At 62.1% G+C, this 18,772-nt stretch carries 20 protein-coding genes; 14 read left to right on the top strand and 6 right to left on the bottom strand.

What is annotated here, in order from left to right:
* Positions 1-160 precede the first annotated feature (160 nt).
* The 6 genes from PQR27_RS15685 to PQR27_RS15660 all read left to right on the top strand — a co-directional run bounded on the left by PQR27_RS15685 (position 161) and on the right by PQR27_RS15660 (position 6,513).
* Positions 161-1,195 (top strand): methionine ABC transporter ATP-binding protein, encoded by a 1,035-nt coding sequence (locus PQR27_RS15685; RefSeq protein ID WP_408524509.1) that lies wholly within the window; start codon positions 161-163, stop codon positions 1,193-1,195.
* Positions 1,185-1,838 (top strand): methionine ABC transporter permease, encoded by a 654-nt coding sequence (locus PQR27_RS15680; RefSeq protein ID WP_408524508.1) that lies wholly within the window; start codon positions 1,185-1,187, stop codon positions 1,836-1,838. The genes PQR27_RS15685 and PQR27_RS15680 overlap by 11 nt, the downstream gene beginning before the upstream one ends.
* A gap of 47 nt (positions 1,839-1,885) precedes the next feature.
* Positions 1,886-2,686, top strand: a complete 801-nt coding sequence (locus PQR27_RS15675; RefSeq protein ID WP_408524507.1) for a MetQ/NlpA family ABC transporter substrate-binding protein — start codon at positions 1,886-1,888, stop codon at positions 2,684-2,686.
* Between the two features lie 238 nt (positions 2,687-2,924).
* Entirely contained in the window at positions 2,925-3,674 is a 750-nt protein-coding gene (locus PQR27_RS15670; RefSeq protein ID WP_408524506.1) for an electron transfer flavoprotein subunit beta/FixA family protein, read from the top strand.
* A gap of 13 nt (positions 3,675-3,687) precedes the next feature.
* Complete coding sequence (locus tag PQR27_RS15665; protein WP_408524505.1) at positions 3,688-4,623, top strand: electron transfer flavoprotein subunit alpha/FixB family protein; 936 nt, start codon at positions 3,688-3,690, stop codon at positions 4,621-4,623.
* Positions 4,624-4,725: 102 nt separating this feature from the next.
* On the top strand, positions 4,726-6,513 hold the full coding sequence (locus PQR27_RS15660; protein ID WP_408524504.1) for an acyl-CoA dehydrogenase: 1,788 nt from the start codon (positions 4,726-4,728) through the stop codon (positions 6,511-6,513).
* Between the two features lie 114 nt (positions 6,514-6,627).
* Here PQR27_RS15660 and PQR27_RS15655 read toward each other — a convergent pair whose 3' ends face one another.
* Positions 6,628-7,914 (bottom strand): D-amino acid dehydrogenase, encoded by a 1,287-nt coding sequence (locus PQR27_RS15655; RefSeq protein ID WP_408524503.1) that lies wholly within the window; start codon positions 7,912-7,914, stop codon positions 6,628-6,630.
* Between the two features lie 159 nt (positions 7,915-8,073).
* On the opposite strand from PQR27_RS15655, the gene PQR27_RS15650 reads away from it, so the two are divergent.
* Both PQR27_RS15650 and PQR27_RS15645 read left to right on the top strand, forming a co-directional pair.
* Positions 8,074-8,562 (top strand): Lrp/AsnC ligand binding domain-containing protein, encoded by a 489-nt coding sequence (locus PQR27_RS15650; RefSeq protein WP_408524502.1) that lies wholly within the window; start codon positions 8,074-8,076, stop codon positions 8,560-8,562.
* Between the two features lie 107 nt (positions 8,563-8,669).
* Positions 8,670-9,803 carry a PA0069 family radical SAM protein gene (locus PQR27_RS15645; RefSeq protein ID WP_408524501.1) on the top strand — a complete coding sequence of 378 codons (1,134 nt, stop codon included), beginning with the start codon at positions 8,670-8,672 and terminating at the stop codon, positions 9,801-9,803.
* A gap of 15 nt (positions 9,804-9,818) precedes the next feature.
* On the opposite strand, the gene PQR27_RS15640 is transcribed toward PQR27_RS15645, so the two are convergent.
* Positions 9,819-10,286 (bottom strand): TM2 domain-containing protein, encoded by a 468-nt coding sequence (locus PQR27_RS15640; RefSeq protein WP_408524500.1) that lies wholly within the window; start codon positions 10,284-10,286, stop codon positions 9,819-9,821.
* 146 nt (positions 10,287-10,432) lie between these two features.
* Positions 10,433-11,566, bottom strand: coding sequence for a PQQ-dependent sugar dehydrogenase (locus tag PQR27_RS15635; RefSeq protein ID WP_408525502.1), 1,134 nt, complete (start codon positions 11,564-11,566; stop codon positions 10,433-10,435).
* A gap of 229 nt (positions 11,567-11,795) precedes the next feature.
* On the opposite strand from PQR27_RS15635, the gene rpsP reads away from it, so the two are divergent.
* The 6 genes from rpsP (at position 11,796) to PQR27_RS15605 (ending at position 16,117) form a co-directional block, all read left to right on the top strand.
* Positions 11,796-12,050, top strand: coding sequence for a 30S ribosomal protein S16 (gene rpsP, locus PQR27_RS15630; RefSeq protein WP_006050280.1), 255 nt, complete (start codon positions 11,796-11,798; stop codon positions 12,048-12,050).
* A gap of 126 nt (positions 12,051-12,176) precedes the next feature.
* Positions 12,177-12,911 (top strand): ribosome maturation factor RimM, encoded by a 735-nt coding sequence (gene rimM / locus PQR27_RS15625; RefSeq protein WP_408524499.1) that lies wholly within the window; start codon positions 12,177-12,179, stop codon positions 12,909-12,911.
* Positions 12,912-12,935: 24 nt separating this feature from the next.
* On the top strand, positions 12,936-13,703 hold the full coding sequence (gene trmD / locus PQR27_RS15620; protein WP_408524498.1) for a tRNA (guanosine(37)-N1)-methyltransferase TrmD: 768 nt from the start codon (positions 12,936-12,938) through the stop codon (positions 13,701-13,703).
* A 155-nt stretch (positions 13,704-13,858) separates the two neighbouring features.
* Positions 13,859-14,248, top strand: coding sequence for a 50S ribosomal protein L19 (rplS, locus tag PQR27_RS15615; RefSeq protein ID WP_408356434.1), 390 nt, complete (start codon positions 13,859-13,861; stop codon positions 14,246-14,248).
* 93 nt (positions 14,249-14,341) lie between these two features.
* Complete coding sequence (locus PQR27_RS15610) at positions 14,342-15,064, top strand: CoA pyrophosphatase (protein WP_408524497.1); 723 nt, start codon at positions 14,342-14,344, stop codon at positions 15,062-15,064.
* Between the two features lie 114 nt (positions 15,065-15,178).
* A complete protein-coding gene (locus PQR27_RS15605) occupies positions 15,179-16,117 on the top strand; it encodes a CobD/CbiB family protein (protein ID WP_408524496.1) in 939 nt (312 codons plus the stop codon).
* An 86-nt stretch (positions 16,118-16,203) separates the two neighbouring features.
* Here the strand turns inward: PQR27_RS15605 and PQR27_RS15600 are convergent, their stop codons facing one another.
* The 3 genes from PQR27_RS15600 to PQR27_RS15590 are packed head-to-tail and all read right to left on the bottom strand — an operon-like array spanning position 16,204 to position 18,723.
* On the bottom strand, positions 16,204-16,524 hold the full coding sequence (locus PQR27_RS15600) for a putative signal transducing protein (RefSeq protein WP_408524495.1): 321 nt from the start codon (positions 16,522-16,524) through the stop codon (positions 16,204-16,206).
* A gap of 1 nt (position 16,525) precedes the next feature.
* Positions 16,526-17,467 carry a ribosome small subunit-dependent GTPase A gene (gene rsgA, locus PQR27_RS15595; RefSeq protein ID WP_408524494.1) on the bottom strand — a complete coding sequence of 314 codons (942 nt, stop codon included), beginning with the start codon at positions 17,465-17,467 and terminating at the stop codon, positions 16,526-16,528.
* Positions 17,464-18,723 carry a M48 family metallopeptidase gene (locus PQR27_RS15590; RefSeq protein ID WP_408524493.1) on the bottom strand — a complete coding sequence of 420 codons (1,260 nt, stop codon included), beginning with the start codon at positions 18,721-18,723 and terminating at the stop codon, positions 17,464-17,466. Before PQR27_RS15590 ends, rsgA begins: the two co-directional genes overlap by 4 nt.
* Positions 18,724-18,772: the final 49 nt, after the last annotated feature.

Below are 18,772 nucleotides of genomic sequence, written 5' to 3'. Positions count from 1 at the left end.
CCCCTCTAATGCCTTGTAGTTATGAAAAGATCGCAATTGATTATTAAAAAGAATGTCGACGCTGCGGTAGAATTGCGCGCTCAAATCCTAATAAAAGCAACGGCGGCCGCTTGCCGGGAGCTACAACGCTCGCGGGCAAACTCCGCCGTTTCGTTTTTCCATGATCGAAATACGCAATATTTCTCAGCGATTCGCCGGGCCCCGGGGCTGGGTCGAGGCGCTGCACAACGTCAATCTGTCGATTCCGGCGGGCGAGGTGTTCGGCATCATCGGCCGCAGCGGCGCGGGCAAGAGCACGCTCGTGCGTACCCTCAATCTGCTGACGCGCCCGACCGAAGGCAACATTGTCGTCAACGGCCGCGATCTGACAACGCTGCCCCCCGCGCAACTGCGCGAGGCGCGTCGTGAAATCGGCATGATCTTCCAGCACTTCAACCTGCTGTCGTCGCGCACGGTGTACGAGAACGTGGCGCTGCCGCTCGAACTGGCCGGCATGAAGCGCGACGAGATCGAGGCGAACGTGCTGCCGCTGCTGGAACTGGTGGGCTTGTCGGCACAGAAAGATCGCTATCCGGCGCAGATCAGCGGCGGACAGAAGCAACGCGTCGGTATTGCGCGCGCTTTGGCGAGCAAGCCGAAGGTGCTGCTCTCGGACGAGGCGACCTCCGCGCTCGACCCCGAAACGACTCGCGCGATTCTCGATCTGCTCAAGCGGATCAATCGTGAACTGAACCTGACTATCGTGCTGATCACGCACCAGATGGACGTGATCAAGCAGGTCTGCGACCGCGTCGCGGTGCTGGACGCCGGCCGTCTGGTAGAGCAGGGCAAGGTGATCGACGTGTTCCTGCAACCGCATCACGAAGTCACGCGTGCGCTGATCGGCGATGTGATCGCGCAGGAGCTGCCGCCCGCCATGAAGGCGCGCGTCGCGGAGCGCCTGAAGACCGGCAGCGGTCACTTACTGCGTTTAGCGTTCACGGGCTCGGGTGTCGATCAGCCGATCCTGTCGGAAACGATCCGCCGCTACGAACTCGACTTCAACATCCTGCACGGCCAGATCGACGAGATCCAGGGGCAGGCGTTCGGCTCGCTCGCGGTGCTCGCGGGCGGCGAACCGACGAAGGTGGCGCAGGCGCTGACGTATCTGCGCGAACAGGGTGTGGTGGTGGAGGAGCTCTCGTATGTTGAGTGAAATGTTCGATATGTTCGTCCAGTCGTTCTGGGAAACGCTCGTGATGGTGGGCATTTCCGGACTGGTCGGCGCGGCGGTCGGGTTGCCGCTCGGCGTGCTGCTGTATCTGACCGATCGTCAGGGCGTATTGCAGAACGTCGCGGTGAATCGTGTGATGGGCGTGATCGTCAATGCCGTGCGTTCAACGCCGTTCATCATCCTGCTGGTTGCGGTCATTCCGTTCACGCGGCTAGTGGTGGGTTCGTCGATCGGTACGGCCGCGGCCGTGGTGCCGTTGACAATCGCCGCCGCGCCGTTCATCGCGCGCCTGGTCGAGACGGCGTTGCGTGAAGTCGATCGCGGCCTGATCGAAGCGGCCCAGGCAATGGGCGCAACCACCAGCCAGATCGTCTTCAAGGTGCTGTTGCCGGAATCGCTGCCGGGGGTGGTCGCCGGATTGACGATCACGTTCGTCTCGCTGGTCGGCTATTCGGCGATGGCCGGCGCGATCGGCGGTGGCGGCCTCGGCGATCTGGGTATCCGTTACGGGTATCAGCGCTTTCTGCCGGAAGTGATGCTCACGGTCGTGGTGATTCTGATCGTGTTCGTGCAACTGGTGCAGTCGTTCGGGGATTGGCTCGTGCGTCGTTTGAGCCATAAATAACAAGGGTCATCGGAACCCGCTAAATTCACCGGTTGAAAAGGTCATCCATGCAACGTCGCTTCATTCTCAAGCTGGCCGCCACGCTCGGCGCGGCTTCGCTGTTCGCCGCCGCTGCGGCCGCCCAAGCTGACGAGTCGATCAAGGTCGGCGTCACCGGCGGTCCGCACGCTCAGATCATGGAAGTCGTGAAGACGGTCGCGGCGAAGAACGGTTTGAACATCAAGATCGTCGAATTCTCTGATTACGTGCAGCCGAACGCGGCGCTCGCCGGCGGCGACCTCGACGCGAACAGCTTCCAGCACGCCCCGTATTTGCAGGCGCAGGTGAAGGACCGCGGCTACAAGCTGATCCGTATAGCCGACACCGTCACGTACCCGATGGGCATCTATTCGAAGAAGATCAAGACGCTGGCCGAATTGCAGCCGGGCGCGAAAATCGCGGTGCCGAACGATCCGACCAATGGCGGCCGGGCACTCCTGCTGCTGCAAAAGCAGGGGTTGCTCAAGCTACGCGCCGACGCCGGCCTGAAGGCGACGCCGCTCGACATCGTCGACAATCCGAAGAAGCTGAAAATTGTCGAACTCGACGCCGCGCAAATCCCGCGCGCGCTGAACGACGTGGACGCGGCAGCGATCAACACCAACTTTGCGATGGAAGCCGGCTTGAAGCCGAAGCAGGACGCGATCGCGATCGAAGACCCGAAGGGTCCGTACGTGAACATCATTGCCATCCGCGAGGCTGACCGGAACAAGCCGTGGGTCGCCAAGCTGGTCGCGGCGTATCATTCGCCGGAAGTGAAGCAGTTTGTCGACAGCAAATTCGGCGGGTCGGTGATCACCGCCTGGTGATTCGGCGGCCGTTCGACACAGCAATTCATGACGACAATGCCAAAATTAGAGTCGTAGGTCTTAACCCGGGGTTGCCGCCCGGGTTTTTTCGAGATTAAAATAGAACGACCGTTCGATATTGCCGTCACGCCGCTGAGGAGCGATATCCTCCTGCTAGAGCGCCCGCGACACGGTTGCCGGAAGGGCAGTCGTTATAATGTTCGTTGGGTTGACGTATTCGTAACTTTGGAGCGTGTGCATGAAAATCCTGGTGCCAGTCAAGAGAGTGGTCGATTACAACGTGAAAGTCCGGGTCAAATCGGACGGCACGGGCGTCGACATCGCGAACGTGAAGATGTCGATGAATCCGTTCGACGAAATCGCGGTTGAAGAAGCCGTGCGCCTGCGTGAAGCGGGCGTGGCGACCGAAGTGATCGCGGTTTCTTGCGGCGTGACTCAGTCGCAGGAAACGCTGCGTACGGCGCTGGCGATCGGCGCGGATCGCGCGATTCTGATCGAGTCGTCTGAAGAACTGCAGCCGCTGGCTGTCGCCAAGCTGCTGAAGGCGCTGGTCGACAAGGAACAGCCTGGTCTCGTCATCCTCGGCAAGCAGGCGATCGACGACGATTCGAACCAGACCGGTCAGATGCTGGCTGCTTTGGCGAATCTGCCGCAGGCGACGTTTGCATCGAAGGTTGTCGTCGCTGACGGTAAGGCAACGGTGTCGCGCGAAGTGGACGGCGGTGCTGAAACACTAGCTTTGAAGCTCCCCGCAGTTATCACCACCGACCTGCGCCTGAACGAGCCGCGCTACGTGACGCTGCCGAACATCATGAAGGCGAAGAAAAAGCCGCTGGAAGTCGTCAAGCCGGAAGATCTGGGTGTTGACGTCACGCCGCGCCTGAAGACGCTGAAGGTTGTCGAGCCGCCGAAGCGCTCCGCCGGTGTGAAGGTGCCGGATGTGAAGACGCTGGTCGAGAAGCTGAAGACCGAAGCCAAGGTGCTGTAAGGAGACGGACGAAATGACGAATCTGGTAATTGCAGAACACGATAACGCGTCGATCAAGGCCGCGACGCTGAACACGATCGCAGCGGCGCAAAAGATTGGCGGCGACATTCACGTGCTGGTGGCCGGCCACAACGCGCAAGCCGCAGCGGATGCAGCAGCAAAGATTGCAGGCGTAAGCAAAGTGCTGTTGGCCGACGCGCCGCAACTCGAAGCGGGCCTGGCAGAAAACGTCGAAGCGACCGTGCTGAACATCGCGAAGGACTACACGCACATCCTCGCGCCGGCTACCGCCTACGGCAAGAACATTGCACCGCGTATCGCCGCGAAGCTCGACGTCGCACAGATCAGCGACATCACCGCAGTGGACGCGCCCGATACGTTTGAGCGCCCAATCTACGCAGGCAACGCGATCGCTACAGTTCAATCTCAAGACCCGATCAAGGTCATCACGGTCCGTTCGACCGGTTTCGACCCAGTGTCGGCCGAAGGCGGCAGCGCAACGGTCGAGAAGATCGAAGCGGCAGCTGACACCGGCCTGTCGCAATTCGTGAGCCGCGAAGTGACGAAGCTGGATCGTCCGGAACTGACCTCGGCGAAGATCATCGTTTCGGGTGGCCGTGGTCTGGGCAACGGCGAGAACTACACCAAGGTTCTGGAACCGCTGGCCGACAAGCTGAACGCAGCGCTGGGCGCATCGCGCGCAGCCGTCGATGCGGGTTTCGTGCCGAACGACTATCAGGTCGGACAAACCGGCAAGATCGTCGCGCCGCAACTGTACGTGGCAGTCGGCATCTCTGGCGCGATCCAGCATCTGGCCGGGATGAAAGACTCGAAGGTGATCGTGGCCATCAACAAGGACCCGGAAGCGCCGATTTTCAGCGTCGCCGATTATGGTCTGGTGGGTGATCTGTTCACGCTCGTGCCCGAGCTCGTCAGCGAACTGGGCTAAGCCTCACAGCGCCCTGTAAGAGGCGTCTGGCAGCACACGAAGGGCGCGGGACCTCGCAAAGTCCGGCGCCCTTTTTTTATCAATGGCAGGAGGAGAACTGACATGTATAACGCGCCAATCCGGGACATGCTGTTCGTGATGAAAGAGCTGGCCGGTCTCGAAGACATCGCGACCCTGCCGGGCTTCGAAGAGGCGAACCTCGACACGGCTCAGGCCGTACTCGAAGAGTCGGCGAAACTGTGCGGCGAAGTGCTGGCACCGCTGAACGTGGAGGGCGATCGCAATCCGAGCAGCTGGAAGGATGGCGTGGTCACGGCGACACCCGGTTTCAAGGAAGCGTTCCGTCAGTTCGTGGAAGGCGGCTGGCAAGGCGTGCAACATCCTGTCGACTACGAAGGCCAAGGCCTGCCCAAGCTGATCGCGACGCCGTGCATCGAAATGCTCAACGCGTCGAACCTGTCGTTCGCGCTATGTCCTTTGTTGACCGACGGCGCAATCGAAGCGTTGCTGACCGCCGGCACCGAAGCGCAAAAACAAACCTACGTGCCCAAGCTGATTTCCGGCGAGTGGACCGGCACGATGAACCTGAGCGAGCCGCAAGCCGGCTCCGACCTCGCGTCGGTGCGCACGCGCGCCGAACCGCAAGGCGATGGTTCGTTCAAGCTGTTCGGTACCAAGATTTTCATCACGTGGGGCGAGCACGACATGGCGAAGAACATCGCCCACCTCGTGCTGGCGCGCACCCCGAATGCACCGGAAGGCGTGAAGGGCATTTCGCTGTTTATCGTGCCGAAGTTTCTCGTCAACGAAGACGGCTCGCTCGGCGAGCGTAACGACGTGCATTGCGTGTCAATCGAACACAAGCTCGGCATCAAGGCGAGCCCGACCGCGGTGCTGCAATTCGGCGACCACGGCGCCGCGGTCGGTCATCTGATCGGCGAAGAAAATCGCGGCCTCGAATACATGTTCATCATGATGAACGCGGCGCGTTTCGCCGTCGGCATGCAGGGCGTGGGCGTCTCGGACCGGGCGTACCAGAAGGCCGTTGCGTACGCGAAGGACCGCGTGCAAAGCCGCCCCGTGGACGGATCGGCGAAACAATCGGTGGCGATCATCGAGCACCCGGACGTGCGCCGCATGCTGTCGACGATGCGTGGCCTGACCGAGGCTTCGCGTGCCCTGGCCTACGTTGCCGCCGCTCATTGCGACATCGCGCATCGTCATCCGGACGAAGCGACACGCGCCGGGCATCAGGCGATCTACGAATACCTCGTGCCGATCGTGAAGGGCTGGAGCACGGAGTTGTCGATCGACGTGACGAGCCTTGGCGTGCAGGTGCACGGCGGCATGGGCTTTATCGAAGAAACCGGCGCCGCACAGTATTACCGCGACGCGCGCATCCTGCCGATCTACGAGGGCACGACCGCGATCCAGGCCAACGACCTGATCGGCCGCAAGACCGTGCGCGATGGCGGCAAGGTGGCGAAAGCGCTGCTGGCCGGCGTGGCTGAAACGATCGAGGCACTCGGCGCGCAACAGGGCGCGGCGTTCGACTCGATGAAGACGTATCTGGCGCAGGGGCATCGCTCATTGAGCGCGGCGGTTGATTTCGTCGTCACCAACACGAAGAGCGATCCGAATGCGGTGTTCGCCGGCAGCGTGCCGTATCTGAAGCTCGCGGGCATTGTGCTGGGCGGCTGGCAGATGGCGCGCGCGTTGCTCGTGGCTGCTAAAAAACGCGACGAAGATCCGTCGTTCTATGGCGCCAAGATCGCGACGGCGCAGTTTTATGCCGAGCATGTGCTGCCGCAGGCGTCGGCGCTTGAAGCGTCGATCGTTACCGCGAAGGGCGGGGAGAGCGTGCTCGCGTTGTCGGAAGATCAGTTCTGACGTTGAACGCCTGCTCATAAAAAGCAAACGGCGCCCTGTGAGGCGCCGTTTGCTTTTGTCAGGCCGGTTTGTGGAGGCAACCCGGCGCAACAACCGCTCGCGAAGCGTTAAACCTTAAGCGTACGCCGGACGATGTGCGGTGCCGGTCTCGCCGAGATAGCGATGCACCGACAGGTCGTCTGCCTTGATGACCGGCTGCTTGCCGGACATCACATCGGCCAGCAACTGACCCGAACCGCACGACATCGTCCATCCTAGCGTGCCGTGGCCCGTGTTCAGGTACAGGTTCGGCACGGGGGTGCGGCCGACGATCGGCGTGCCGTCTGGCGTCATCGGGCGCAGGCCGGTCCAGAACGTGGCCTTCGACGTATCGCCGCCGCCCGGGAACAGATCGTTGACGCACAGTTCGAGCGTTTCACGACGCGCCTGGCGCAACGACTTGTCGAAGCCGACGATCTCCGCCATGCCGCCGACACGAATCCGGTCGTCGAAGCGCGTGATCGCGATCTTGTAGGTTTCGTCGAGCACCGTCGACACCGGCGCAGCCGCTTCATTCACGATCGGCGCGGTAATCGAATAACCCTTGAGCGGGTAGACCGGAATCTTGACGAGGCCGGACAGGAATTTCGTCGAGAACGAACCGAGCGCGACGACAAACGAATCCGCGCGCACCAGTTCATTGCCACACTGCACGCCGGCAATGCGGTCGCCGGCCATGGCCAGCGAATCGATCGGCGTGTTGTAGCGGAATTTGACACCTAATTGCTCGGCCATCGCCGCGAGGCGCGTGGTGAACATCTGGCAGTCGCCGGTTTCGTCGCCCGGCAGGCGCAGACCGCCCGTCAGCTTGTGCGAGACCGCGGCGAGCGCCGGTTCCGCTTGCGCCAGTTCGGCCGGCGACAGCAGTTCATACGGCACGTTGGCGTCTTTCAGCACGGCGATGTCTTTGGCGGCGCCTTCAAATTGCTGCTGCGTACGGAATACCTGCAGCGTGCCGCCGGTACGGCCTTCGTACTGGATGCCGGTTTCGGCGCGAAGTGCCTGCAGGCAGTCGCGGCTGTATTCGGCGAGGCGGACCATACGGCCCTTGTTTACTGCATAACGCGACGCGGTGCAGTTCTGCAGCATCTGCCACATCCATTGCAGCTGGAACTGCGTGCCGTCGAGGCGAATCGCCAGCGGCGCGTGCTTCTGGAACATCCACTTGACGGCCTTCAGCGGCACACCCGGGGCTGCCCACGGCGACGCGTAGCCCGGCGAGATCTGGCCGGCATTGGCAAAGCTGGTTTCGAGCGCCGGGCCAGCCTCGCGATCGATCACGGTCACTTCATGACCGGCACGCGCCAGGTAATAAGCACTCGTTATCCCGACGACGCCACTGCCCAAAACGACGACTCGCATAGCTGCTCCAGAAAAGGTCTGAGGGCGGTGCGCTCGTCGAATCGGCTGAATTCATTCGATTCACGAGGTGTAATGCGGTTCGCCCAGTGTTAGCCGCTATACTATTGAGAGTCAGGTAGGTTTTGTTATTGTATTTTCAGGATTTTCAGCAAAAACACTATGCGTACACAGCGCCAACCTGTCCGCACCCTCGACAAACTCGATCACAAGATCCTGCGGCTCCTGCAACAGGACGGCCGGATGGCGATGAAGGAGCTTGCCGAGCAGGTCGGGCTGTCGGTCACGCCCTGCATCGAACGCGTCAAGCGGATGGAGCGCGACGGTGTGATCACCGGCTACCACGCGCGGGTCAACCCGGCTGAGCTGGGCGCGGCGCTGCTGGTGTTCGTCGAGATCACGCTCGATCACAAAAGCGGCAACATGTTCGACCAGTTCCGGCGCGAAGTGCAGAAGATTCCCGAGGTGCTGGAATGCCATCTCGTGTCGGGCGATTTCGACTATCTGATCAAGGCGCGCATCGGCGAAATGGCGGACTATCGCAAACTGCTCGGCGACATCCTGCTGCAACTGCCAGGCGCGGTGCAGTCGAAAAGCTACGTGGTAATGGAAGAGATCAAGGAAACACTGATGATCGCGGTGGGCGACTAACACGTTGAAAGTGGCGGGTCGGGCTCGACAAACGGCGTAAACACTGTATATTTATACAGGTGTTCTGCGCCGTTTTTTGTTTGCCGTCCCGTTCGTCGTCATCCGCCGTGACCGATTCCAATACTGAATTTCCGATCGCTCCACCCGCGCCCCGCAAAGGGCGTGGCGCGGTGACGAACCTGCAAGGCCGCTACGAAGTCGACCAGCGCGAAGCAGTGGATGACGGCTGGCTGGCGCAATCCGAAGAGGCTGACGGCGAACCCAAGGTCTTGCGTACGCAGGTATTCGAAGAACGGGCCAAGAGCATTCTCACGCGCAACGCGTCGCCGGATATTCCGTTTAGCGTGTCGCTCAATCCTTATCGCGGCTGCGAGCACGGCTGTATTTATTGTTTCGCCCGGCCTACGCATAGCTATCTGGGGCTGTCTCCTGGGCTCGACTTCGAAAGCCGCATCTACGCGAAGATCAACGCACCGGAATTGCTCGAGCACGAATTGTCGAAGAAATCCTACGTGCCGGAGCCGATCGCTCTCGGTGTGAGTACCGACGCGTGGCAACCGGCCGAGCGGGATTTGCGCCTTACACGGCGGGTAATCGAAGTACTCGCCGAGCGCGGCCAGCCGTTTGCGGCGATCACCAAATCCTCGCTGATCGAGCGCGATCTCGATCTGCTCGCGCCGATGGCGGCGCGTGGCCAATTCATGGCTGCGATCACGATCACCACGCTCGACGCGGACATCGCGCGCACGCTCGAACCGCGTGCGGCCACGCCGTCGCGCCGGTTGCGCACGATCCGTACGTTGAGCGAGGCGGGCATTCCGGTGGGCGTCAGCATCGCGCCGGTGATCCCGTTTGTCACCGAGCCCGATATGGAGCGTGTGCTGGAGGCCTGCGCGGAAGCAGGGGCAAGCAACGCGAGCTATATCGTGCTGCGTTTGCCGTGGGAAGTGGCGCCGCTATTCAAAGATTGGCTCGCGGCGCATTTTCCCGATCGTGCCGACCGGGTGATGAGCCGCGTGCGTGATATGCGAGGCGGGAAGGACTACGACTCCAGCTTCTCCACGCGAATGAAGGGAGAAGGTTTGTGGGCGGATCTGCTCAAGCAGCGGTTCCACAATGCCGTGCGTCGCCTGGGGCTGAACCGGCGCGATCGCGGAATTCTGGATATGTCGCACTTTCGCCGCGTCGAGCCGGTGCGGGCAACGCAGCCGCCGGCCAATCCGCAGTTGGATCTTTTCTAGCGCAACGGCCGCCGGTTACTGCGAGAGCGCCTTGGCGGCTTGCACCTGGCCTTCGAAGTAGGTTTGGAACGAGATCGCAAGGCCGGTCATCAGCAGGAACGCGCCGATCAGCAGGGAAAAGATGACGACGAAAATGACCGTCCAGCCGGAGCGGCTTTTACGCTGGGTTTGCGCGTTGAACTGCGCGTCCCATTTTTCGTCCGGGCGCAGGCCGTAGACAATCGCGGCGAGGAACGCGGCGAGCAGCGAGACGGCGCCAGGAAAGGCCAGCACCCAGCCGAGCATCGAAGTGCGCTCGCTTGCCGCTACCAGCATGGCGCCCGGAACGCCGATCAGGATGCCGATCAGATGCGCCCAGCCGTAAATGTCGCGCATGCCGTAGAGATAGAAGCGGTGTGCGCCGAGGCTGCCGAAGAAAAACGCCAGCGCGGCGGTAATCGTCTTGGATCTGAAACGCGGGGAATTCGAAACAAGGGTGGACATGTAGGCGAGAGCAGTGTGACAGGCGGTCGAAAGGAGCGGCGCGCTGTTGAGCGCGGACCGACGCGCATTCTACGCCCGCCGCGCCTCGCGCGCGACGTACAACCGCATCGGCAGCACGGGCGATCCGCGTGCTTCAAACGGCGCTGTTACGGCGCAGGCGTCGTATACGTGACGCGATAGACCGCGCCTGCGAAGTCATCGCTGATCAGCAGCGAGCCGTCTGGCATCGGCAGCACGTCAGCCGGCCGGCCCCATGCCGTTTCGCCCGGCTGAAGCCAGCCTTCGGCGAAGACCTCCTGATGCGCATCGCTGCCGTCCGGGTCGGTGATCACGTGCACAACCCGGTAGCCGACCTTCTTGCTGCGATTCCACGACCCGTGTTCGGCGATGAAGATGGTGTTTCGATAGCTGGGAGGGAACATTGGGCCGCTGTAAAACCGCATGCCGAGCGAAGCGACATGGGCGCCAAGCTTTACCACCGGCGGCGTAAATGCGCTGCACGGGTGGTCTCGGCCGAATTCGGGGTCGGACGTGTCGCCGCCGTGGCAGTAGGGAAAGCCGAAGTCCATGCCGTCGCGCGAGGCGCGGTTGAGCTTGTCGTCCGGTATGTCGTCGCCCATCAGGTCGCGGCCGTTGTCGGTGAACCACAACTCGTGCGTCACCGGATGCCACGCAAAGCCAACCGAGTTGCGGATGCCGCGCGCCACAACTTCATAATGGCTGCCGTCCGGATCCATGCGGCCGATCAGCCCGAAGCGGTCGCGATCTTTCAGGCACACGTTGCAGGGCACGCCTTGCGGTACATACAGCTTACCGTCCGGTCCGAAAGCGATGAATTTCCAGCCGTGATGCGTCTCCGTGGGCAGTTTGTCCGTGATGACGACGGGCTTCGGTGGATCATTCAGGTGGGCGTCGATCGCATCAAAGCGTAGAATTTTCGACACTGCGGACACATAGAGGGCTCCATCCCGCCAGGCAACGCCGGCCGGCGTCTCCAGCCCGGAGGCGATCACATGGCGCGCGGTCACTCGCCCGTTTTGCAACTCGAGTGCGTAGATGTGGCCGTCGAGGCTGCCTATGTAAAGTATGCCTTTCGGTGAGAGCGTCATCGCCCGCGCACTCGGCACCGCATCGGACAGAACCTCGATATGGAAGCCCGGCGGCAGCTTGATGCGCTCGACCGGAAGGGCGGCCAGCGACGGCAGGGCAACAACGGCTAGCAGCAGCGCCGCCAAGGTGCGTAGGGTCCGAACGCGGCAGGTGCGCACAACCTTCGCAATGCGGGCAACGAGATCGAACGAAGCGGACCAGAACGCAGGCAGCGGCAGAAGTTTCACAGGCGCTCCGTCAGGTAATTCGGGCGTTTCGGCGATGTCTGGGGCCCCTTCCTGGGCGGCCGGCGCAACCCCGTCGCTCAGTTTATCCCGGTAAGTGTTTGTTATGGCGTCGGTTTCCCGCTATAATCGCGTGTTTCAGTCGTTCCGCACCCCGGTTTTCAAGGATTTTAATATGGTCATCATCCGCTTGGCTCGTGGCGGCTCCAAGAAGCGCCCGTTCTACAACATCGTCGCAACCGATTCGCGTAACCGTCGTGACGGCCGCTTCATCGAGCGCGTTGGCTTCTACAACCCGGTCGCTACGAAGGGTGAGTCGCTGCGTATCGCTCAAGACCGCCTGACGTACTGGCAAGGCGTTGGCGCACAACTGTCGCCGACCGTCGAGCGTCTCGTGAAAGAAGCGCAAAAGGCGCAGCCGGCTGCTTAATGGCTAGCATGCGTATCGTCGTCGGTTCGGCCGGCGGCTCGCGCAGCTTGCGTGGGCAGTCCGATGCGCGAGTTTTGCTGAAGCAGGCGTCGAAGTTGGCAGCGAGGTTTTCGTCGAGGTTTTCGTATGTCTGAGCGTGATTCCGGCAGTCCAGGTCGCGTGAAGGCAAAAGCGGCGGCCCCGAGCGCCAGGACGTCTGGTCAGGCGCCGTTCGGTGCATTCGTCCGCAAGCCGGTCGAACGAGCCGAGGGCAAAGCGAAAGGCGACGCCGGCAGTGCCGCTTCCAACGCTGCGGAAATGCGCGTGGAGACGGCAGAAAGCTGGCCGGCCGATGCGGTTGAAGTCGGCGCCATTGTCGACGCGTACGGCCTCAAAGGCTGGGTCAAGGTAGCCGCGCACGCGGAAGCCGGGCACGGCGGCGACGCCTTGTTGAGCGCGAAACGCTGGTGGCTGCTGAAAGGCGAGGAGCGCAAATCGGCGCCATCATTGCAGGCCAAAACGCATAGCGACACCGTCGTTGCCCATCTGGGCGGCGTGGCTGATCGCGATGCGGCGCTGGCATTGCGCGGCGCTCGCGTGTATATCAGCCGCAGCGAATTTCCGGCGCTCGAGGCCGACGAATTCTACTGGGTCGACCTGCTTGGCCTGGACGTGGTGAATATAGCCGGGGTAGCCCTCGGTAAAGTTGCAGACATGATCGACAACGGTGCGCATTCGGTGATGCGTATCGAATACCCGGCCGTCGACAAAAACGGCAGGCCGGTGACTGGCGAACGTTTGATCCCGTTCGTCGGTGTCTTTGTCAAAACGGTGGATCAGGCGGCGAAGCAGGTCATCGTCGACTGGGAAGCCGATTACTAAATGACTCGCTGAACGGAGAGAGCGATGCAGTTCGATGTCGTTACGCTCTTTCCAGACATGTTTCGTGCGCTGACCGACTGGGGTATCACCAGCCGCGCGGCGAAGCAGGAGCGCTACGGGTTGCGTACGTGGAATCCACGCGATTTCACGACAGATAACTACCGCACAATCGACGATCGCCCGTACGGCGGCGGCCCCGGCATGGTGATGCTGGCGAAGCCGCTGGAAGACGCGATCGGCGCTGCGAAAGCGGCGCAGGCGGAGCAAGGCATCGGCGCGTCGCGTGTCGTAATGATGTCGCCACAAGGCGCTACGCTCAATCACGACCGCGTCATGCAGTTCGCGGCCGAGCCTGGTCTGATTCTGTTGTGCGGGCGCTATGAAGCGATCGATCAGCGTTTGCTCGATCGTGTTGTCGACGAAGAAGTCAGCCTCGGCGACTTCGTGCTGTCAGGCGGCGAACTGCCGGCCATGGCGTTGATGGATGCCGTGGTGCGTCAGTTGCCCGGTGTGCTGAACGACTCGCAATCGGCGGTGCAGGACAGTTTTGTCGACGTGTTGCTGGATTGCCCGCATTACACGCGGCCCGAAGACTATGACGGCGTGCGTGTGCCCGATGTGCTGCTCGGCGGCCATCATGCGGAAATCGAGGCATGGCGTCGGCGGGAAGCCCTGCGCAACACGTTGAACAAGCGGCCCGATCTGATCGTGAAGGCCAGAAAGAACAAGATGTTGAGCCGTGCCGACGAGGCATGGCTTACGAGTCTCGCGAAGGAAGCGTCAAAGGCGTAACGCCCTCGTCTTTCGAGCGGACATAGGCGGTGCCGCACATGCGTGTACGGCGCCAGATGTGAACCCATCCTCTATCGGGGCCGTAGCCGGGCGCAACAGGTCAAACCAGCGCGAGGCAGGTACGAACGTCGACAAGATGGACTTAGGAGTCAGTGATGAATCTGATTGCAATACTCGAGCAGGAAGAAATCGGCCGTGCCCTCGGCGAGAAGACCATCCCCGAATTCGCCCCCGGCGATACGGTGATCGTCAGCGTGAACGTGGTTGAAGGTACGCGTAAGCGTGTTCAGGCTTACGAAGGCGTGGTGATCGCCAAGCGTAACCGTGGTCTGAATTCGTCGTTCATCGTCCGTAAGATTTCGTCGGGCGAAGGCGTCGAGCGTACGTTCCAGACGTACTCGCCGCTGCTGGCAAGCATCGTCGTGAAGCGTCGTGGCGATGTGCGTCGTGCGAAGCTGTACTACCTGCGCGATCGTTCGGGCAAGTCGGCCCGGATCAAGGAAAAGCTGGTCGCAAAGAAAGACCGCGCTACTCCGGAAGCGTAAAAGCTGTAAGAAAAAGCACCCCTCGCGGGTGCTTTTTTGTTTGTTGGGTCAAAATAGCGGCATGTCCCCTATCCGCGCATTCCGAGAGACCCGTTGATCCGTCCAGCCTTTGAGCCCGAAACACTGCCTGTCGAAGCGACGGGCGCCAATCTGCCTCCACTTGCTGCCGGGCGTCTGACGCCCGATAGTCTGCGTGCGCGCTTCGAACAGCGTCTGTCCTGGACGCCTGAACCGATCATCGAAGCGCCCTGGCGCGATACTCAAGCCGACCCGCGCGTGGCCGCCGTTCTGGTGCCGCTGGTGGTTCGCGATGACGGCCTGACCGTGCTGCTGACCACGCGTGCCGACCATCTGAACGACCACGCTGGTCAAGTGAGCTTTCCGGGCGGCCGTCACGAACCATTCGACGCTGACGCGACCGCTACGGCGCTGCGCGAAGCGCAAGAAGAGGTCGGCCTCGATCCGTCGCACGTCGAAATTCTCGGTGCGCTGCCCGACTATCTGACGGGCACCGGCTTTCGCGTAACGCCGGTCATCGGCCTCGTGCATCCGCCGTTCACATTGAAAGCGGATGCACTCGAAGTGGCTGAGGTCTTCGAAGTCCCGCTCAGTTTTCTGATGAACCCCGTGCATCACGAAGTGCGCGTGTTTCGCTGGGATTGCGGCGAGCGCCGCTTCTTCGCGATGCCTTATCCGCGTGCGGCATCAGCGGACCGCGAGGAGGGTGCGGACGAGAATGAGCCAGGCGGCCACCACTTCATCTGGGGCGCGACTGCGGCGATGCTGCGCAACTTCTATCGTTTCCTGGCGGCGTAAGCCGCATCGAACTGTGCGGTTGTTGGGTGTTTGTCACCATCGCCCGTCAGCCGCATCCGACCCTGTGCTATCGTTATAAAATAATCGTAAAACTCGAAAAGCACGGCGCATCGCATGACTTTTTTCTCCGTATTGCTGGCTCTGATCATTGAACAGGTGCGCGCGCTGTCGCCGAACAATCCGGTGTCAGCGTTGCTTCAATACCATGCGGAGTCGGCGGCGCACGGATTCGATGCCGGCAAGCCCAAGCATGGCCTGCTCGCGTGGCTGGTGGTGGTGGTGCCGTGGACGCTGGCCGTCGCGCTTGTCTACTACGTGCTGTATCACATTCACTTTGCGCTGGCGTTCCTGTGGAACGTCGCGGTGCTGTACTTCACGCTCGGTTTCCGCCAGTTCAGCCATTACTTCACCGACATCCACCTCGCGTTGAATAACGACGATGTGCCGCGCGCGCGCGAAATCCTCAACGAATGGACCGGCCTCGATACCGTCGACATGCCGGTCAGCGAGATCGTGCGTCACACGCTGATTCACGCGGTGGTGGCTTCGCATCGGCATGTGTTCGGCGTGTTCTTCTGGTTCCTGATTCCGGTCGGGCCCGCGGGCGCGGTGCTGTATCGGATTGCCGAATATCTGGCACGCACGTGGGCACGCCCGGTGGACGACCGTACCGTTGCGTTTTCGAGCTTCGCTCAGCAGGCCTTCTTCGTTATCGACTGGGTGCCGTCGCGTCTCACCTCGCTGGGCTTTGCGATCGTCGGTAATTTTGAAGACGCGATTTATGCGTGGCGCAATCATGCGCGTCAGTGGCCCGACGCGAATGACGGCGTCCTGCTGGCCGCGGGCAGCGGCGCATTGGGCGCGCGGCTGAGCGGCCCGTTGGCCGAGCCGTCGAGCCTCGACGCGCTGACCACCGGAGACGGCGGCCCGATGCAGGTCGGCGACGACTGCACGCCGCGCACGCTGCAATCGGCGGTGGGTCTGGTGTGGCGAGCCGTGGTGCTGTGGATGATCCTGCTTTTGATGCTGACTATCGCGGTGTGGCTCGCCTGAAGTTCTGCTTGAAGCGACGCGTACACAGCAGCAAAAAAAGAGGCCGGGCGAAACCCCGGCCTCTTTTCATTAGTGCCTTAGCCGCTTCACCCGTCCCGTGGATCACGTGCTGTCCCGCACTGCCAGCACACGGTGAACTGCGCTTCGAGCGTCTCGCCGCACTGGGCGCAGCGCCACGAAGGCGAGCCCGCTGCGGGTCCATGCGAGGCCGCGTCGATCAGGCGTCGCGCCATCGCCTCATCGCGTTCATCGACGAGCCATAGTTCAGGCGCGCACTGATCTGCCGGAATATCGCCGAGCGCGCCGTTCAGGTAACGGTTGTGCAACTCACAGGGGATACCCGCGGTCGCCAGCACATTGACCCAATGCTGTCCGATGATCAGATTCGGCGCGCGCATCAGTCTCATGTCAGCGCACGATCTGGCTGGCTTCGTGCACGAGCTGCGCATACAGCGCATGCCGCTCGCGCCGGATGCGTCCATCGGCGACCGCTTCGAGGATCGCGCAGCCCGGCTCGTGCAAGTGATGGCAGTTGTAGAAGCGGCAATTCGGCAACAGCGGCCGGAACTCGGGAAACGCGCGCTCGAGGCGGCCTTCGGTCAAGTGATGCAGGCCAAATTCCTGGAAGCCCGGCGAGTCGATCAACGCACCGCCGCCGCCGTTCGGCAGCGGATAAAGACGCGTGAAGGTCGTGGTATGCCGGCCGCTGTTCAAAGCGGTCGAGATTTCGCGCGTGGCGACTTCGGCATCGGGAATCAGCAGATTCACCAGCGTCGATTTGCCCATGCCGGACTGGCCGAGCAGGAGCGTCGAGTGGCCGTGCAGATGCTCGGTCAACGCGGCGCGTGCGGCCTCCGGTTGCATCTTGATCGACACTTCCACCACGGTATAACCGAGCGCGCGATAGCGCTCGAGCCGCGCGCGCGCACCTTCCAGTTCGGCGACCACGTCGGTCTTGTTGAGCACGATCAGCGGCTTGAGTTCGTTCGCCTCGGCAGCGACTAACGCGCGGCCGAGCAGATCCTCGCTGAAATGCGGTTCGGTAGCGAGCACGACCAGCAACTGATCGAGGTTGGCGGCGAAGAGTTTCGACTTGTATTGATCGGAGCGATACAGCAGATTGCGCCGCTCGCCGATCTCGACGATCACGCCTTGGTCGGCCGAAGTGGGCTCGTAAATCACACGATCGCCGACCGCTACTTCGCTGCGCTTGCCACGCGGGAAGCACTGGAGCATCGCGCCACCGTCTTCGGGCGCGACCAGATAGTGGCGCCCATGGGCGGCCACCACGAGGCCGCCTACGCGCGTGCTGGACGGCGCGCGCGGCGCTTTCGGAGAGCGGCCGCTCATGCGTGCCGCAGCAGGCGGTCGATCCGCTGCGACGCTGGCGGATGCGAGTAATAGAACGCGGTGTAGAGCGGATCAGGCGTCAGCGTCGACGCATTGTCTTCGTACAGTTTGACGAGTGCGCTGACGAGGTCTTGCGCATCGGTTTGCGTCGCGGCGAAAGCGTCGGCTTCGAACTCGTGCTTGCGGGAACTGAGGCTGCCAAGCGGCGTGACGAAGAACAGGAACACCGGCAGCGCGAGGAAGAACAGCACCAGCGCGAGCCCGCTATTGCCGCCGATCAGCGACGGCCGCACGCCGAGCCCTTCGTAGAACCACACGCACTGCGTGAGCCAGCCGAGCAGGGCGAGCATCACGAGGCTGAGCGCGAAGGTAACGAGCATCCGTTTGATCACGTGACGGCGCTTGAAGTGGCCGAGTTCGTGCGCAAGCACCGCTTCGATCTCGCGACCCGACAGGCGCGCAAGCAGCGTGTCGAAGAACACGATGCGCTTGGCGGCGCCGAAGCCGGTGAAATACGCGTTGCCGTGCGCGGAACGGCGGCTGCCGTCCATTACGAAGAGACCCTTGGCGGCGAAACCGCAGCGCTGCATCAGCGCTTCGATGCGGCTTTTCAGCGCCTCGTCCTTCAGCGGTTCGAACTTGTTGAAAAGCGGCGCGATAAACGACGGATACAGCACCAGCACGAGCATCTGGAACGCCACCCACACGATCCACGTCCACAGCCACCACAAACTGCCGGCCTGGTTCATCAGCCACAGCACGACAAACAGCAACGGCAGGCCGAACGCGGCGCCGAGCAGCACGCCCTTGATGCGGTCGAGGAAAAAGATCCCTTTGCTCATGCGGTTAAAGCCAAAGCGTTGCTCGACCACGAATTGCCGGTAATAGTCGAACGGCAGGTCGATCACGCTGGTGATCGCGATCACCGCGGCAACCAGCGCGATCTGGCCGGCATAGCCGCGGCCCAGCCAGTCGGAGATCGCCAGATCGAGCGCCTGCACGCCGCCCAAGAGCGTCAGGCCGATCAGCACTGCGGCGCTGACGACGATCTCGATCATGGTCAGCCGGGTGCGCTCGACGGTGTAGTCGGCGGCGCGTTGGTGCGCGGTGAGGGCGATGGTGCCGGCAAACTGGCTCGGCACCTGCTCGCGATGGCCGGCGACGAAGCGGATCTGCCGCGACGCGAGCCATAGTTTGGTGCCGACCATCGCCACGACGGCGACGACGAACAGAACGGTGAAGTACAGGGTAGGCATCCGGGGATTCCGTGGTATCTATGCGAGAATTATATGTTTCTTCCCGCCT

Origin of the sequence: Paraburkholderia fungorum, assembly GCF_046027215.1 — a bacterium.
Taxonomy (GTDB): Bacteria; Pseudomonadota; Gammaproteobacteria; order Burkholderiales; family Burkholderiaceae; genus Paraburkholderia; species Paraburkholderia fungorum_D.
The sequence above is the reverse complement of the archived record's forward strand: the minus strand, read 5'-3'. Positions and strand labels throughout refer to the sequence as shown.